Source organism: Thermoleptolyngbya sp. PKUAC-SCTB121 (assembly GCF_016919485.1).
Taxonomy (GTDB): domain Bacteria; phylum Cyanobacteriota; class Cyanobacteriia; order Elainellales; family Elainellaceae; genus Thermoleptolyngbya; species Thermoleptolyngbya sichuanensis.
Genome location: NZ_CP070366.1, coordinates 5,320,080 through 5,333,555, shown reverse-complemented (window position 1 = coordinate 5,333,555; position 13,476 = coordinate 5,320,080). Strand labels below are relative to the sequence as shown.

General features: G+C 55.4%; 13 protein-coding genes and 1 pseudogene. 5 read left to right on the top strand and 9 right to left on the bottom strand.

Annotated features, from left to right (window positions below; translation table 11 throughout):
- Nucleotides 1-89: 89 nt before the first annotated feature.
- Together JTM80_RS21825 and JTM80_RS21820 are read left to right on the top strand one after the other, a co-directional pair.
- Entirely contained in the window at nucleotides 90-1,568 is a 1,479-nt protein-coding gene (locus tag JTM80_RS21825; RefSeq protein WP_172353477.1) for a CHASE2 domain-containing protein, read from the top strand.
- A 125-nt stretch (nucleotides 1,569-1,693) separates the two neighbouring features.
- Complete coding sequence (locus tag JTM80_RS21820; RefSeq protein WP_255548844.1) at nucleotides 1,694-2,968, top strand: MFS transporter; 1,275 nt, start codon at nucleotides 1,694-1,696, stop codon at nucleotides 2,966-2,968.
- Nucleotides 2,969-3,020: 52 nt separating this feature from the next.
- Here the strand turns inward: JTM80_RS21820 and hisIE are convergent, their stop codons facing one another.
- The 4 genes from hisIE to JTM80_RS21800 all read right to left on the bottom strand — a co-directional run bounded on the left by hisIE (nucleotide 3,021) and on the right by JTM80_RS21800 (nucleotide 4,828).
- Complete coding sequence (gene hisIE / locus JTM80_RS21815) at nucleotides 3,021-3,665, bottom strand: bifunctional phosphoribosyl-AMP cyclohydrolase/phosphoribosyl-ATP diphosphatase HisIE (protein WP_172358721.1); 645 nt, start codon at nucleotides 3,663-3,665, stop codon at nucleotides 3,021-3,023.
- 141 nt (nucleotides 3,666-3,806) lie between these two features.
- Nucleotides 3,807-4,007 carry a hypothetical protein gene (locus tag JTM80_RS21810; protein ID WP_172353476.1) on the bottom strand — a complete coding sequence of 67 codons (201 nt, stop codon included), beginning with the start codon at nucleotides 4,005-4,007 and terminating at the stop codon, nucleotides 3,807-3,809.
- A 57-nt stretch (nucleotides 4,008-4,064) separates the two neighbouring features.
- Nucleotides 4,065-4,388 (bottom strand): 2Fe-2S iron-sulfur cluster-binding protein, encoded by a 324-nt coding sequence (locus JTM80_RS21805; protein WP_172353475.1) that lies wholly within the window; start codon nucleotides 4,386-4,388, stop codon nucleotides 4,065-4,067.
- A 254-nt stretch (nucleotides 4,389-4,642) separates the two neighbouring features.
- Nucleotides 4,643-4,828 (bottom strand): hypothetical protein, encoded by a 186-nt coding sequence (locus tag JTM80_RS21800; protein WP_316791091.1) that lies wholly within the window; start codon nucleotides 4,826-4,828, stop codon nucleotides 4,643-4,645.
- Between the two features lie 131 nt (nucleotides 4,829-4,959).
- On the opposite strand from JTM80_RS21800, the gene JTM80_RS21795 reads away from it, so the two are divergent.
- The 3 genes from JTM80_RS21795 to JTM80_RS21785 all read left to right on the top strand — a co-directional run bounded on the left by JTM80_RS21795 (nucleotide 4,960) and on the right by JTM80_RS21785 (nucleotide 6,572).
- The gene (locus JTM80_RS21795; RefSeq protein ID WP_172353474.1) at nucleotides 4,960-5,517 is read left to right on the top strand and encodes a DUF2854 domain-containing protein; all 558 of its coding nucleotides are present in this window, start codon (nucleotides 4,960-4,962) and stop codon (nucleotides 5,515-5,517) included.
- A 164-nt stretch (nucleotides 5,518-5,681) separates the two neighbouring features.
- Nucleotides 5,682-6,017, top strand: coding sequence for a DUF2605 domain-containing protein (locus JTM80_RS21790; protein ID WP_205370289.1), 336 nt, complete (start codon nucleotides 5,682-5,684; stop codon nucleotides 6,015-6,017).
- 249 nt (nucleotides 6,018-6,266) lie between these two features.
- Nucleotides 6,267-6,572, top strand: coding sequence for a DUF2973 domain-containing protein (locus tag JTM80_RS21785; protein ID WP_172353472.1), 306 nt, complete (start codon nucleotides 6,267-6,269; stop codon nucleotides 6,570-6,572).
- A 181-nt stretch (nucleotides 6,573-6,753) separates the two neighbouring features.
- Here the strand turns inward: JTM80_RS21785 and JTM80_RS21780 are convergent, their stop codons facing one another.
- The 5 genes and pseudogenes from JTM80_RS21780 to JTM80_RS21765 all read right to left on the bottom strand — a co-directional run bounded on the left by JTM80_RS21780 (nucleotide 6,754) and on the right by JTM80_RS21765 (nucleotide 13,177).
- On the bottom strand, nucleotides 6,754-7,005 hold the full coding sequence (locus tag JTM80_RS21780) for a hypothetical protein (RefSeq protein WP_172353471.1): 252 nt from the start codon (nucleotides 7,003-7,005) through the stop codon (nucleotides 6,754-6,756).
- A 299-nt stretch (nucleotides 7,006-7,304) separates the two neighbouring features.
- Nucleotides 7,305-9,341: a peptidoglycan DD-metalloendopeptidase family protein gene (locus JTM80_RS21775; protein WP_255548943.1), complete on the bottom strand. Its 2,037-nt coding sequence runs from the start codon at nucleotides 9,339-9,341 to the stop codon at nucleotides 7,305-7,307.
- Nucleotides 9,342-9,368: 27 nt separating this feature from the next.
- Nucleotides 9,369-9,449 (bottom strand): annotated as a pseudogene (locus JTM80_RS23645) (LysM peptidoglycan-binding domain-containing protein); the annotation flags it as partial.
- A 1,490-nt stretch (nucleotides 9,450-10,939) separates the two neighbouring features.
- Nucleotides 10,940-11,401, bottom strand: coding sequence for a tRNA (cytidine(34)-2'-O)-methyltransferase (locus tag JTM80_RS21770; RefSeq protein WP_172353469.1), 462 nt, complete (start codon nucleotides 11,399-11,401; stop codon nucleotides 10,940-10,942).
- A gap of 231 nt (nucleotides 11,402-11,632) precedes the next feature.
- Nucleotides 11,633-13,177 carry a serine hydrolase gene (locus JTM80_RS21765; protein ID WP_172353468.1) on the bottom strand — a complete coding sequence of 515 codons (1,545 nt, stop codon included), beginning with the start codon at nucleotides 13,175-13,177 and terminating at the stop codon, nucleotides 11,633-11,635.
- Nucleotides 13,178-13,476: the final 299 nt, after the last annotated feature.

Genomic DNA, 13,476 nt, shown 5'->3' with positions numbered 1-13,476 from the left:
GGCCTCAATTCAGAATTTTCTCTGATCTCTGGCGCTTGTCCCCTAGACTCCGCCCTAGGATGAGAGGCAGTTCCCTTGCTGCATGTACCATGACTCCTCCATCGGGCGATCGCCTTTCGGGTTCAACGCGCAAACGGCTGAAGGCGCTACGGGCACTGGCGGCGACGCTGGGTGTGGCAAGTTTAGTCGTGACGGGAGCAGTTGTGGCGGTGCGTCAGTTGGGGCTGTTGCAAAGCACCGAGTTAGACACCTACGATGCGCTGGTGCGGCGATCGCCCGATCTGGGGCCCGATGAGCGGCTGCTGGTGGTGGGCATTTCCGACCAGGATATTCAATCGCTGAGCCAGCCCGATATCCACGACGGCACACTGGCAGAAGCATTGCAAAATCTGGAGCAGGGGGAACCGCGCGTGATTGCGCTGGATGTGGGGCGCGACTTGCCTGTGGGCGAAGGGCGAGAGGAACTGCTGCGCGTGCTGCAACAGAGCGATCGCATCCTTGCTGCCTGCACCCTCACCAAAGCCAGTGAACCCAGCCTTGCGCCGCCCCCCAGTGTGCCCGACGAACGGGTAGCCTTTGCCGACCTGCCCTTCGACCCCAGGGGCATAATCCGCCGCGCCAGCTTGGTGATTACCGATCCGCTGCGGCTGCCCCAGGAAACGGCACACCGCTGCAACACGCCCGCCGCCGACAATCCGCTGGTCTCTCTGGGCTTGTCAATGGCGCTGTTTTACTTGCAGGACGAGAATATTACCGCTGCTCCTGCCCCCAACGGCGAAATTCAGTTGGGTCAGGCATTGCTGAAACCCCTGGCAGCAGGACAGACCGCAGGGTATCGGCGTACAGGCGCGACGGACTATCAGATTATGCTGCGCTATCGCTCGGCGCAACATGCCGCGCCCGTAGTCAGCCTGATGGAGGTATTGCAACACCAGGTGCCCCCTGATCTGATCCGAGATCGCATGGTCATCATCGGCTATACCTCTAGTATCAAGAAAGACCTGTTTCAAACGCCCTACAGCGGCGACCGCGACGGCGGCGAACCCACCCCTGGTGCGATCCTCCATGCCCAAATTGCCAGCCATTTGGTCAGCGCGGCCAAGGGAGAGCGGGCCCTGGTGTGGTATTGGCCGCTGGCAGTGGAAATGCTCTGGATGCTGGGCTGGTCGCTGGTGGGCGGGGCGATCGCCTGGTTGATTACCAAAGCCCACTGGTTCCTGATTGCTGAGGGCGTGGCGGTGCTGGTGCTGGCGGGATTGTCGTACCTGCTGTTTCTGCAGGGCGGTTGGGTGCCCCTTGCGCCAGCGGCGATCGCCCTCCTCAGTACGGCCCTTGCCGTCGTCATCCTGGATCGCGCCACCAAAGGTGGCTACACCGAAGCCCTGTTCGAGCAAATGAAAGAAAAAGTGCAGGGCGTGATCAAGCCCACCGTCGAAATCGACCAGGAAAAACGCGCCCGCCAAGTCGCCGAAATCACCGAAAGCAGCTACTTCAAAGACCTCCAGCAGCGGGCCCGGGAGATCCGAGAGCGGCGGGCGCGGGAAGGCGAAGACAGCGGGAAGGCATGATGGGATAACCGGGAGGCCGCTCTAAGCGCCATCTCCAACCTCCATCACTTCCGCCAAGCAGGGGATGCATCCCCTTGGTGGGGAACCCTACACTACAGAGGTTCTTGATAAATGCGGTGGAGAGAGTGTTGGCACGAAAACTGGCGGGGTGGTTGCCGGATCTGGATTTTCGGGTGTGGATTTTGATTGCGGGGCGGCTGCTGTCGCAGGTGGGAACCGGATTCACGCTGTTCTATGCGCCGATTTTCTTTGTAAACCGGGTGGGGCTGTCGGCGACGCTGGTGGGCGTGGGGCTGGGGGTCGGGGCGATCGCCGGAGTGCTAGGGCGCGTCTTGGGCGGGTCGTTTGCCGATTCCCCAAAGATTGGGCGACGGCGGACGCTGCTCCTGTCGGCAGCGGTGTCGGCAGCGGCTTCGGCCATTCTGGCGGTCACATTCGACTTCCCCACCTTCCTGATCGGCAACCTGCTGATGGGACTGGGGATTGGGCTATATTGGCCAGCCACCGAAACGGTCGTCGCAGATTTGACCACCATCGACCAGCGAAACGAAGCCTACGCGCTGGCGCGGCTGGGCGACAGTCTGGGGCTGGGCGTGGGCGTGGCGCTGGGCGGCGGGCTGATTGCAGCAACGGGTTCCTATCGAGCGCTGTTTGTGATCGACGCAATGTCCTACGTCATCTTTTTTGGGATTGTGTATCGGGCGATCGCCGAAACCCGCAATCCCGCCCAGGCGCATCAGTCCATGCTGAAAAGCTGGAAGCAGGCCCTCAGCGACGGCAGTCTGCTGATTTTTACCGTGGTGTGTACGCTGTTCACCACCTATCTGGCGTTGCTCAACAGCGCCTTGCCGCTTTACTTCGCCAACTTTGTGCCGACTGCGGCGGGACGCGGATTTTCCACCAGCACCATTAGCGTTTTGTTTTCGAGCTATGTGGCGCTGACAGCACTGACGCAACTTCCGGTGATTCGCAAGCTGCAAGGACTAACCCAGCCGCAAATGCTGATCGTGTCGGCGATGTTTTGGGGCGCGGGGTTTGGGCTAGTTTGGGCGACGGGTATGGCGCGAGTGATGCCGCTGGGCTGGGCAGTGCTGGCGCTGGTGCTGATGGCGATCGCCACGGCTGCCTATACCCCAGGAGCCGCCTCGCTCGTCGTTGCGCTGGCTCCAGCAGAATTGCGTGGAGTGTATCTTTCGGTCAATTCACTCTGCTGGGCAGCGGGCTACTTCATTGGCCCGGTTCTGGGTGGTTGGGCGATGGATGGCACGGCTCAACTCGCACACGGTTTCTGGATCGCCTGCGCCGCCAGCATTCTACCTTCCATCTTGACGCTGCAATATTTGGATAACCGGATTCGCCAGGAAGGACGACACTACCGCCGGAGTGATGTGGGGCGCTAGGGTGATGTGGGGAATCCACGGCTGCCTTAGTACGCGATTTAGAGTACGCGATTTAGCGGCGGCGTTCCTGCAATTTTTGATACACCGCTCGCAGATCTACGTTATGGTGGGCCAGGGCAACCAGCGTATGGTAGAACAGGTCGGCTACTTCTCCGGCGATCGCTCCTGGGTCGTCATCTTTGCAGGCCATCACCACTTCAGCGGCCTCCTCGCCAATCTTTTTGAGAATTTTGTTGTCCCCACCTGCCAACAGCTTGCAGGTGTAAGAGTCTGGGTTGGGATGATCGCGGCGATCGCAAATCACCTCAAACACCTGCGACAGCGTATCAGCGGGCGGAGGGGCGATCGCCCCGTCGATTTGATGAAAACAACTGCGCTCCCCGGTATGGCAGGCAACGTCGCCCACCTGTTCCACGCTCACCAGCAGCGCATCGCTGTCGCAGTCATATCGCAGCGCCTTGACGTGTTGTAGATGCCCAGAGGTTGCGCCTTTGTGCCACAACTCGGCGCGAGAACGGCTCCAAAACCAAGTTTCGCCCGTTTCGATAGTTTTTTGCAGCGACTCGCGGTTCATCCACGCCATCATCAGCACCGTGCCATCCAGATAGTCCTGCACAATAGCTGGCACCAGCCCCGCCTCGTTATAGTGGATCTGATCTAAAGGAATTGGAGAGTCCTGCGCCTGTTGCCCAATCATGACCGCCACCCCGTCGTGCGTCAATTTGTGTCAATTTGTAATTGATCGATGCTTGTAGATCACTTGTAAATCAATGGTTGTGATCGATCAATTCCTGTCGAAAATTCTGTCTAAGCTATCTAAACTAAAAGGATTTAAAAGTCATGACGGGACAATTACAACCGCCTCGACGTGGGCAAGCTGGCGATTCCCGTAGGGATTGCTTCGCGAATCGCCCTCCACCCGCGTCACCGCCCACCGCAGCGGCTCACCGTAGGCCAGCAGAGCTTGGGCGATCGCCGTCTGCAACTCGCCCAACTCGTCGCCCAGATGAACTTCGATCGCTACCAACTCAAGCCTCATTGCCAGCCCCAGTCCGCTAAATCCTGACTCTCGGTTTCTGATGCCGATGCTCAATCCCTATTTTTGGAACTGACCAAACTGCAATTCATATACTGTATCTTCCTTCTCCGTCTCCAGTTTCAAATCCGATCGCGGATAGGCAACACAGAGCAGCGCAAACCCCTGAGCTTGCAGTTCCGGGCTAATGCCCATGCCGTCACCCTGCTCCACCGTGCCCGATAGCAATTGCGCGGCACAGGTTGTGCAAACCCCCGCATTGCAGGAGGACGGCAGCTCCAGTCCGGCAGCGGCAGCAGCAGCAAGCACGGTTTCATCTGCTGAAACCGTAATCGTGTGGGAGTTTCCCTGGTGAAGAATTTCAACCCTATAAGTGTCGGTCATGATGACAGTCGTGCGTAACGTTAGAACAGGTAGGAGGAATGGGTTCTTGCAAGACGCGCTAAGTGGGCTGACGTGTTAAAAGCCGAAGCTTGGAAACTAGCCCTAGGCAGTGTCTTAAAACTTTCTAGGTTGTTGATTGCCTTGAGTTGATCCCCCTAAATCCCCCTTAATAAAGGGGACTTCCGGAGTGGTTCGGCTCGGTTCCCCCCTTTTTAAGGGGGGCTAGGGGGGATCGAAGGGTTTTAAAGCACGCCCTAGCTCAGTTCAGCGTCGGGAAAGGTGCGCTTAAACTCATCAATCAGGTCGTCTAGCTCTTCTAGCGCCTGGTTAACATCGATCCGCAGCGTCCCCAAATCTGGCTGCTCTAGCAGGCGCACGAGTGAGTCGCGCTTGCTCATCAGAAACTTGAGGCGATCGCGCAAAACTTGAGCATCCAGCATGGGAAATAAACTCCTCAATAAACTCCGAAAACTCCGAAACAACTTTCGTTCAGCTAGACACAAGCTTCATCCTATCAAACCGTTCCAACAATGTTGAATAATTGTTAACAACCCTTTCATCTGTGGTGGCTATGCTTGGACGTATTTCGCTAGGGACGGTCGGACTGGTCGTGGGCGGTTTGCTTACCGTGGTAGGCTTCATTGCCTATTTTTCCAGCAGCGCCACGCTCAATTTGGTAGGGTTTTTCTACGGAATCCCCCTGCTGTTGGGCGGGCTGGCGCTGAAAATTTCCGAGTTGACCCCAGTTCCATACTCTCAGCCGCCTTCGGCTGCTGCCTTGGCGCTGCGCGATCAGCAAGCAACCGAAACCCAGCATCAGATTCGCAAGGACGTGACTCGCTATCGCTACGGGCAGTCAGCGCATCTCGATAGTTCGCTAGAGAGCCTGGGGCTAGAGCCGACGGACGATGAGCGCCCGGTGCTGGTCGCCCTACGGGAAGAAGATCGAGACGGAGCCTATGCACTCGTTCTGGAATTCGAGTCTGAATATGTTTCGCTGGAAAAATGGAACAGCAAGCGGGAAAAGATTGAGCGATTTTTTGGCCCAGGGCTGCGCGTCGAGATCAGCCAGCCCGGTGAAGATTACATCGATGTGGCGCTGATTTCGACTGGAGCAGCCCAGGCTTAGCCTTCCGGGTTAATCCCCCAAAGCTAATCCCCTGACCTAAACGCAAGCAAGCCCCGTCCGATTGTAAATTCGATCGGGCGGGTCTGACTTTATGTGTCAAAAATTGTTGCGAAACGTAAATCACGTTAAGATTACAGGATAAAGTTATATACAGTTAACCCTCTATGTCTGGTTCAAGTACACCGGAACCCGATTTGCTGAAAGCCCTATTAGAGCCTTTGCTAGAGGACTTTCAGTATTGGTTTGAGCGATCGCAAACCCTGCTAGAATCCCAGCCCATTTCGTTTCTCAGCAATGAGCAACAGGCAGATTTATTAGCGCGAGTTTTGCAAGCTCAGCGAGAGGTGCAAACGGCCCAACTGCTCCTTAGGGCAACAGATGGGAAGGTGGGTGTAGAGGCAGCCGTCATGGTTCCCTGGCACTCGCTGGTAACGGAGTGTTGGCAGGTTTCGAGTCGTTTTCGTCTAGAGCGGATGCAGTCGCAAGACTCAGAGCCTTGAGGATTTCGCTGAGCGATTCCTCGGCAGTGGAGACGGGTCTGAATGCACTTATATTCTGAGCGTCGTTGGTGTGCTGCAATGGTGTACTGCAATTATGAGAGAACCTGAGAAGTTTGTGTCTGCTTGTTAAGCATCTGACGATTCAACTTAAGTTGCTCGACGGGTTAATTGCTCTGACTGCTCAAAACTTTCAAAACTAATGCCAACAGTTCAGGTTGGCGGGGTTACGCAATTTAGAAGGAAAGCACTATGCTACATCTGCTTTATGTCGTTGCCTTTACGATCCTGGCGCTGCTGGCAGTCAGCAACTTGATCCGCAGCCTGATGACGCTGGGTATAGAGTCGCAGCGTGTCTATGCACCCCCGGCACAGCCCTATCGCTCCAGTCGCCTTCAGTCTACCTCTCATCCAGAACTGCTGGACGACACGGGAAACCTGATTAACGAGCCGTATTTGGTGATGCGATCGATTTCGGTTGAAGATGCCCGCGAACAGCTCGATGCGCTATACAACGCATCGCCCAGTTCTGCCGAAAAGCCTCAGGAAGAGGCTTAACCCATCATTAGAAGTGTGGGAACGGCGACGACCTACAACTCTTCGACCTACAACTCTTTCACATTCACCTAACTTGGGCCTCAATTAAGGCGGGTCAGGCAGGGCAGAGAGGGCGATCGCCGACTCGAATTGCATCGCCCTAACCTTGCTTGATACTGGCTTAATCTTGCTTGATATCGGTTTAATATCGATCAACGCTGCCAGAGAAAATCGGCTCGACACGCAGCGCCAAAACCTTGGAGGGGCGGACAACCATATACTCGCCCTGGATGTTTTTGATCGGCACGCTGATAAAGTCATCCGAGGTGGCTTTGGGAACTAGTTCGCCACTGTACCATTTCTGAAAGTCTTGAATCGTTGAAAAACGAACTTCTTCTCGATGTCCACCGTCCATCAACAGGTGAACAGCAAATTCGCTCGGTGTTCTGGGCATAGTGAATCCATCCTCTGCGTCGCGGTGCTGTGGTCAATATTCCCTAAAAAAGCATCAAAGTAAAAGCCAAGCCCAAAAGAAAATCGGGCGATCGCCCGCATACCGTTAAAGGGACAAGGGCAGATGGGAGCTGCAAATTGGCTTTCTTAATCGCGAATGCTCAGCCCTCCATTCAAAACTCAAGCATAGTCCAATCCACAGCGTTCCGAACGCTGCGTTCCAGACAAAAGAGTCGCTTCGCAAATGGCTGCAAAAGCGACCCCTTGAATCTTTTTGGGATATCCAGTTCTCGAACCCGACTATCGACGCGCCAAGAGAGACATCGGATTAACCGTACCCTGGTTCGGGACATGGATCTCGAAGTGGACGTGGGGCCCAGTGCTAAAGCCCGTGCTACCCATCGCCGCGATATGCTGACCTTGATCCACTCGATCCCCAACGCGCACCAGTAGACGGCTATTGTGGGCATAGCGAGTGCGGGTGCCATCCGCATGACGAATGTCAATCATGTAGCCATAGCCACCAGAGTTCCAACCGGAAAACTCAACGACTCCAGCGGCCGCCGCCACAATGGGTGTGCCAACGGGTGCTGCGATGTCGATTCCCCGGTGCATCCGTCCCCAGCGCCAGCCAAATCCAGAGGTCAGAACTCCACGCGCTGGCCAGATGAAACCGTTTGAAACGGGAGTTCCCTCTGGCAAAAACGCATCCATCTGAGACAGCGCAGGTAGCTCAGGAGAAACCATGCGACCCACCAGCGGCTCTAGAAGAGGCTCATAGCTTTCTGACCCGAGGGGGGCAACTGCCACAAGCTGTCCGCTGCTGGCAGCAGGAGCAGATTCGCTAGCAGGAGCAGCAGCCACTAGCTCAGGCTCAGCGCCAGCAGAAGGATTAGAGGAATCTAAGGCTCCCGGTTTTACCGCAAACTCTCCCGCATCTAACTCAGACACGACCTCAGGTTGAGGCTGAGTTAGATGCGGGAGAGCCTCTAGAACAGGTTCAACTGTGGGTACAGAAGGTACAAAGCGATCGCCCAAGTCTTGAGCCGAGCCAACGCTTCTCAAAGTGAGCGCTGCTACCACAGACGGCTGATTGTCCTGACCGAACTTACTAGGTTGACCATCTAAACCTGGTTGCTCTAAAGGCTCTGACGATCGCAAAGGCGAAACATCGTTGATCAGTCGATGCAAATGCTCGAAGGTGCGGCTAGGATTTTGAGCAGGCAATACGACTGCTGCCACCTCAGTTGCTCCGGGTCGGTAAACCTCAGAACGTACCGCTTCGCTCCGGGCAGGAGCAACACCCCCAACCCCAACAAACTCAGTCGCAAACAGAACAGAACTGCCAGTAGCCACCGTGGGCACCGCATCAGACGGCTCAAACATCGTAGAAGCCCCGTCAACCTGACGAGAATCGGCCGGAGGCAGCACGACCGAAGACTGGCGACGGGCCGATGATACTAGCTCAGACGACTCGGCAGGAACTGCAATGACTTGACCAATCTGAATTACATCTGGATCTTGCAGACCGCTGGCTTCTACAACAGCATCTTTCGATACGCCGTAGGCGCTCGCAATTTGCTCAATGGTTTCTCCAGCAGAAACGCGATGAGCCAGCAACACAGGCTGCTCTAGATTGAGAGAGACATCGCCAGCAGGCTGACTCAAAGCACTGAAAGAAGTCTCCAGCGTTGCAGAGCCAGATGGAACTGCAAGAACCTGGTTAACTTGCAGTTGATGGGGATTGTCCAAGCCGTTCGCTGCAACCAAAACGCTTTGAGGAACGTCGTAGGCAAGGGCGATCGCCCCCAAGGTGTCCCCTGGCTTAACGCGATACAGGACACTACCGCCAGCAGGTAACACCGCCGTCAAACTCCGCTCAACATCACCCGAAGCGGCTAGTCCATAAGACGAGGGAGGCGAAACCAATTGCTTCTCATCTGCTTCCAGAGCGCTGCTTCGGCCATTGCCCTGAACACGGACAGAAGGAGTAGCATCACCCTTAGACAAGCTAGAGGGTTCAGCCGACGACTGCAATTGTTGGCTTGCCAACACGCTACGCAAACGCTCTCGGCGCTGGCGGAGGTTTTCGAGGCTGGCGTAGCGGAGGGGACGGTCTGAGGTGCGAATTTCCTCCGAAATATCTGCCACCTCGGATGGCGCTGCCTGCTCGTCTAAAACGCCTGCTGAAGATGAAGTAGGCGTATCTGCTACAAGCGGTGAAGGCTCTACGCCGGGGACTAGCTGCGGAGTATGCTCAGGCGCAACCCTTAAGACGCTAGCCGACTCTGCTCTTTGGTGGCCCGGAACTCGAATTGCTTGCCCGACCCGAAGCACAGAATCCAAAGAGAGACCATTAACTTCGGCAAGCGTTCTAACGGGAACCCGGTAATAACGAGCGATCTTGTAAAGCGTCTGTCCGGATCGAACCCGGTGGGTGAACATTGCCCCAGAATACGTCGAGGACGATGAAGCCTTGACAGGGGCAGACGGAGCAGTGGGAGCTACTTCGTCTATCCCAGGGCTGGCGAGGGGGGAATCCAGAGAATCAGTTTGGGGAACCGACAAGCCTGTAGAAACTTCGGACTCAACGGAGTTCGGTTCGGCTGCGGTCGCCTGATCGCTGTGCCTTGGGAGTAACAAGCTAGAAGCGCCCATCGAGAGCGCTAACCCAAGCATGGCGGCAGAAGTGCGAGCCTTACGGCTAACCTCTCGGGGGTTCTGCTTGGGCTGCCCTGCCTCGGCTGCATAGTCAGACGAATAACAGGAAACAGGCTTAACCTTCTGCGGAAATGCTCGTCTCAAAGAACAACCTCCTGTTGAGCGGCGTTCAACTGTCCTCAAAGGGAACCAGTCGTTGGAATCAAGTTGACACGGATGAAGTGACCGAAGTCACAGACCGACGGCGGTTCTAATCACTGACGCGCCTTACAACTAGGTAAGATTACCTTAAGCTTTTTGCTTAGACAAGCTTACACCAGTCTTCAAAAAAATCAACACTCTTGAATAAACCTGTGCTCAAACTACCCCTGTCGAGGCATTCAAACGTCTAGCTTAAACAAAAAACCGTTTACCACCTGACTCCCAGAACAACCGATGAGCTTACACCAGTTCTTCAAAAAAGACTAGCTGTTAACAGGGTAACTGCATTAATCCTTAAATAGAAAAATAAATCACAGCTTTCTATCTTCACATAAGAGACCTTGCGAAAAGCTCAAACGCCTTGTCAGAAGAGAGTTTTGGTCACTGGTTTTGGTAAGAATCTAGGAACACTTTTGCGTAATTAGGATTTCTAATTTTCAACCGATTGTCCTTTCGAGCTTCCAAATCTACAAGGGAAGATCCAAGGATTTCACGGTTGACGAACTGGAGAAACACTACCCACTTTTCTCCGGTTTTTAGTACCGATGCCAAGCTTCGTCGAGTGACCAAATTGCGCCCGGGTGAGGGCTTGTAAGGCTCACTTCGCAGATTGGGATTTCTTATGGCAGACCCTATTCTTTCGTATTCCAGGTTACTGACTTCTATTGCGTATCCTTCAAGCCAAGCGCTTGATTTGAGTTGATCTGATTTTTTTGCGGCTGGATTAGGGCAGTCTGATCAGCAGTGTTGGGAGGATCGCTCGCAGCAGAGCGAGTTCTCAAAAATTTCTCAGTTGGGTTAGATTCCAGGCGCTGGGATTTGAGGGCGATCGCCCCCATATTGCCCCTATATCCCCTCAATTCAGCCCAAATTTAGCGCTCAGGCACGAAAGCCTGGGCATTTACTGGGCATTTACTGGGCATTTACTCTAGAGCCACTGCATCTGAAATAAGCTTTCCGAAGAAAATTACTCGCCTGAGGAAGTTCCATTCCATATATATATAGATATGGAGTGAGCGTTTTCCTGAGGAACAGGAGAATCAGGCTGTTCCTGAGTCAGCTTTGAGGCGGGGCTAGTCTAAAAGCCCAAGCTGGCGACGCGCTTCGAAAAGCCCCAAAGCAGCGCTGACTGAGAGATTGAGGCTGCGAACACTGGGTTGAGCCATTGGAATTTTGACGACAGTGTGGCAGGCAGCTAATACGTTGGCCGGTAGACCTGTCGTTTCACAGCCAAACAACAGCCAATCGTCATCTCGATACTGAAACTTTGTATAGCTACATAACCCTGAAGTGCTGAAGCCGATCCATCGTCCTCCCTGCTGGGCATGGGAGCGCTGGAATGCTTGCAGGTCAGAATGATAGTAGAGGTCTACGTATTTCCAGTAATCCAGCCCCGCCCGCTTGAGATAGCGATCGCTAATTTCAAAGCCTAAGGGGCCAACCAGATGCAGTGGTGTACAGGTGGCGGCGCAGGTGCGGGCAATATTGCCCGTGTTTGGGGGAATCTGGGGATTAACGAGAACAACGCTGGGCATAGGGAAAGCGGAAGTTGGCGATCGCCCGATAGGTCTGTCGGTCAGCAGCAATTGGAGATCTGATCCGTGCGAGATCCGATACATTGCAGGGGATGGCGTGCGTCGGTCTGAAGCTGACGCACACGGGCGATCGCAGAGCAGGAATGTATAGATTCTTCTAATGATTGCTCAGCAGTGGATAGATGGAGTGCAGGATACGTGCTTTTTTCCACCAACCTGCTGGCTGAGTCACTAAAGAGTTGGCTGCTGTGCGGGATCAGAGGCGCTAGGATCCTGGCTCGAAGGCGCGGTGTCGGGATTAGCCGTAGAATCCGGCACATTGGGCGGGATAGCCACAGCAGGGGGCTGAGCAAAGTATTGATAGGTTGCCTGAGAAATTTGCTGAATGAGCTGCGCCGCCGACCCAGCATCGCCCGACCGCTGCACCAAGGCGGTAATCACGTAGCGCTTGCCGTTGGGCATATCTACAATCCCGCTATCGCCCGAAAGACTGTCGATGTTGCCAGTTTTGTGGGCGATTTTTGCGTCCGGCCCGAGAGTTGCCGCCAAGAGGCTGTTGTTCACTGTGGAGCGCATGATGTCGAGCAGGCGATCGCGCGATCGCAGCGACAGCAAATCTCCCTGGATCACGGCTGTTAGGAGCAGCGACAAATCGCGGGCGCTGGTGGTGTTCGTGCCTTGCAAATCCGCCAAGAGATTATTCAGCACGGTGTGGCTCATGCCCCAATCGCGAAATCGGCTATTGAGTGCGGTCAGTCCGCCCAGCTTGTGAATCACCATGTTTGTAGCCGTATTGTCGCTAATAGTGATCATTTTGGTCGCGGTATCCAGAGCGCTAAGCTGGCTGCCCACTTCCATAAACTGAATTTCACCGGAGCCGTCTGTGATATCAATCGTTTGCAAGGTCAGAGCCTCATCCAGTCGCACCCGCTGCCGATCGACATCTTGCAAAAAGGCAACCAGAATGGGGGTTTTGATCGTGCTGGCGGCTGGATAGACGGTGCTGCCGTTCAAGTCCACATAGTCCCCAGTGTCCAAATCCACCACAAACACGCCAGCCGACAGCCCAGCCTGAGCCACAAGCGACTGTAGCGTGGTCGTGAGCGGCGCAATCGGCTGCCCCAGACGCAGCTTCATAATCGCAGAAGACGGATTGGCAGGCACAAGATCACCGCGAAAGCCAGGAGTTGGCGTGGGGCTGGGGGCGTGGGTAGGACTGGCGGCCAGGCTGGCGGCTGTGGTGTCCTGGGCCCGGATTGTCGGATTCCAGACAGAAAGGCTAGTGCCGACGATTGCCCCAATGCCCACGCCCAGAATGATCAGGCGAGTCGCATAGAGTAGTGGCGAAGCGGAGGCTGGGGGATGGGCGCGTCCCCGTCGGGGAGTCGAGCGCGATCGCCCCATCGGTCGGGGAGCCAGCGCCACTGGACGCTCAGGTCGTCTCGCCGCATCAGGCCGATTCCCATTCGGAGAAAGTGAGCGAGGCTGGGGTTGGATCAGCGCCAGAGATGGCGGATTCGACCGTTCAGACGATTGGCGACCGTTGCCAGCAGCGGGCGATCGCTCTGAATGATCCAGGACGTTGCGTAAGTTCAGCGGTGGCTGGGCCGAATAGGAGGCGCGGGGGGAGATGGGCCGGGGCGATCGCGCCAGTATATGTCCCGAACGAGGAGCCTGATTTGTAGCCGAGCGATCGCCCGATTGCGATCGACTGCCTGCGGCCGGCGGCACAGACCCCAAAGGCTGAGTTCCACCCTGCCCAGATCGCCGTTTCATGCGGCGTCGGGACGAGCGGGATGGTTTTCCAGAACCCAGCATAAGGGCATACCTCCAGGAAATTTTCGACTTGCGTCACGCGATTTCTGACCTTACAGCTAAATATAACGAACCCCGTTTCATCCGTTGCACCGAATTTAGGGAAAACTGACTAGACAAGACAGATCCGCACAATCCTCGTCAAACGACTCTGATTTAGATCGTTTAAGATAAAGTTTCAGCGCTCAGACAGCAGGCTTCCCTCAGAATTCGAGACGTTCTGCTGTCCAGCCGCTTTGGTTCAGCAAGGAATTGCACCC

Excerpts from the sequence above, each read along its gene's own strand:
- JTM80_RS21825 (WP_172353477.1), top strand. The coding sequence starts at position 90 with ATGACTCCTCCATCGGGCGATCGCCTTTCGGGTTCAACGCGCAAACGG.
- hisIE (WP_172358721.1), bottom strand. The coding sequence starts at position 3,665 with ATGATTGGGCAACAGGCGCAGGACTCTCCAATTCCTTTAGATCAGATC.
- JTM80_RS21810 (WP_172353476.1), bottom strand. The coding sequence starts at position 4,007 with ATGAGGCTTGAGTTGGTAGCGATCGAAGTTCATCTGGGCGACGAGTTG.
- JTM80_RS21805 (WP_172353475.1), bottom strand. The coding sequence starts at position 4,388 with ATGACCGACACTTATAGGGTTGAAATTCTTCACCAGGGAAACTCCCAC.
- JTM80_RS21800 (WP_316791091.1), bottom strand. The coding sequence starts at position 4,828 with ATGCTGGATGCTCAAGTTTTGCGCGATCGCCTCAAGTTTCTGATGAGC.
- JTM80_RS21795 (WP_172353474.1), top strand. The coding sequence starts at position 4,960 with ATGCTTGGACGTATTTCGCTAGGGACGGTCGGACTGGTCGTGGGCGGT.
- JTM80_RS21790 (WP_205370289.1), top strand. The coding sequence starts at position 5,682 with ATGTCTGGTTCAAGTACACCGGAACCCGATTTGCTGAAAGCCCTATTA.
- JTM80_RS21785 (WP_172353472.1), top strand. The coding sequence starts at position 6,267 with ATGCTACATCTGCTTTATGTCGTTGCCTTTACGATCCTGGCGCTGCTG.
- JTM80_RS21780 (WP_172353471.1), bottom strand. The coding sequence starts at position 7,005 with ATGCCCAGAACACCGAGCGAATTTGCTGTTCACCTGTTGATGGACGGT.
- JTM80_RS21770 (WP_172353469.1), bottom strand. The coding sequence starts at position 11,401 with ATGCCCAGCGTTGTTCTCGTTAATCCCCAGATTCCCCCAAACACGGGC.
- JTM80_RS21765 (WP_172353468.1), bottom strand. The coding sequence starts at position 13,177 with ATGAAACGGCGATCTGGGCAGGGTGGAACTCAGCCTTTGGGGTCTGTG.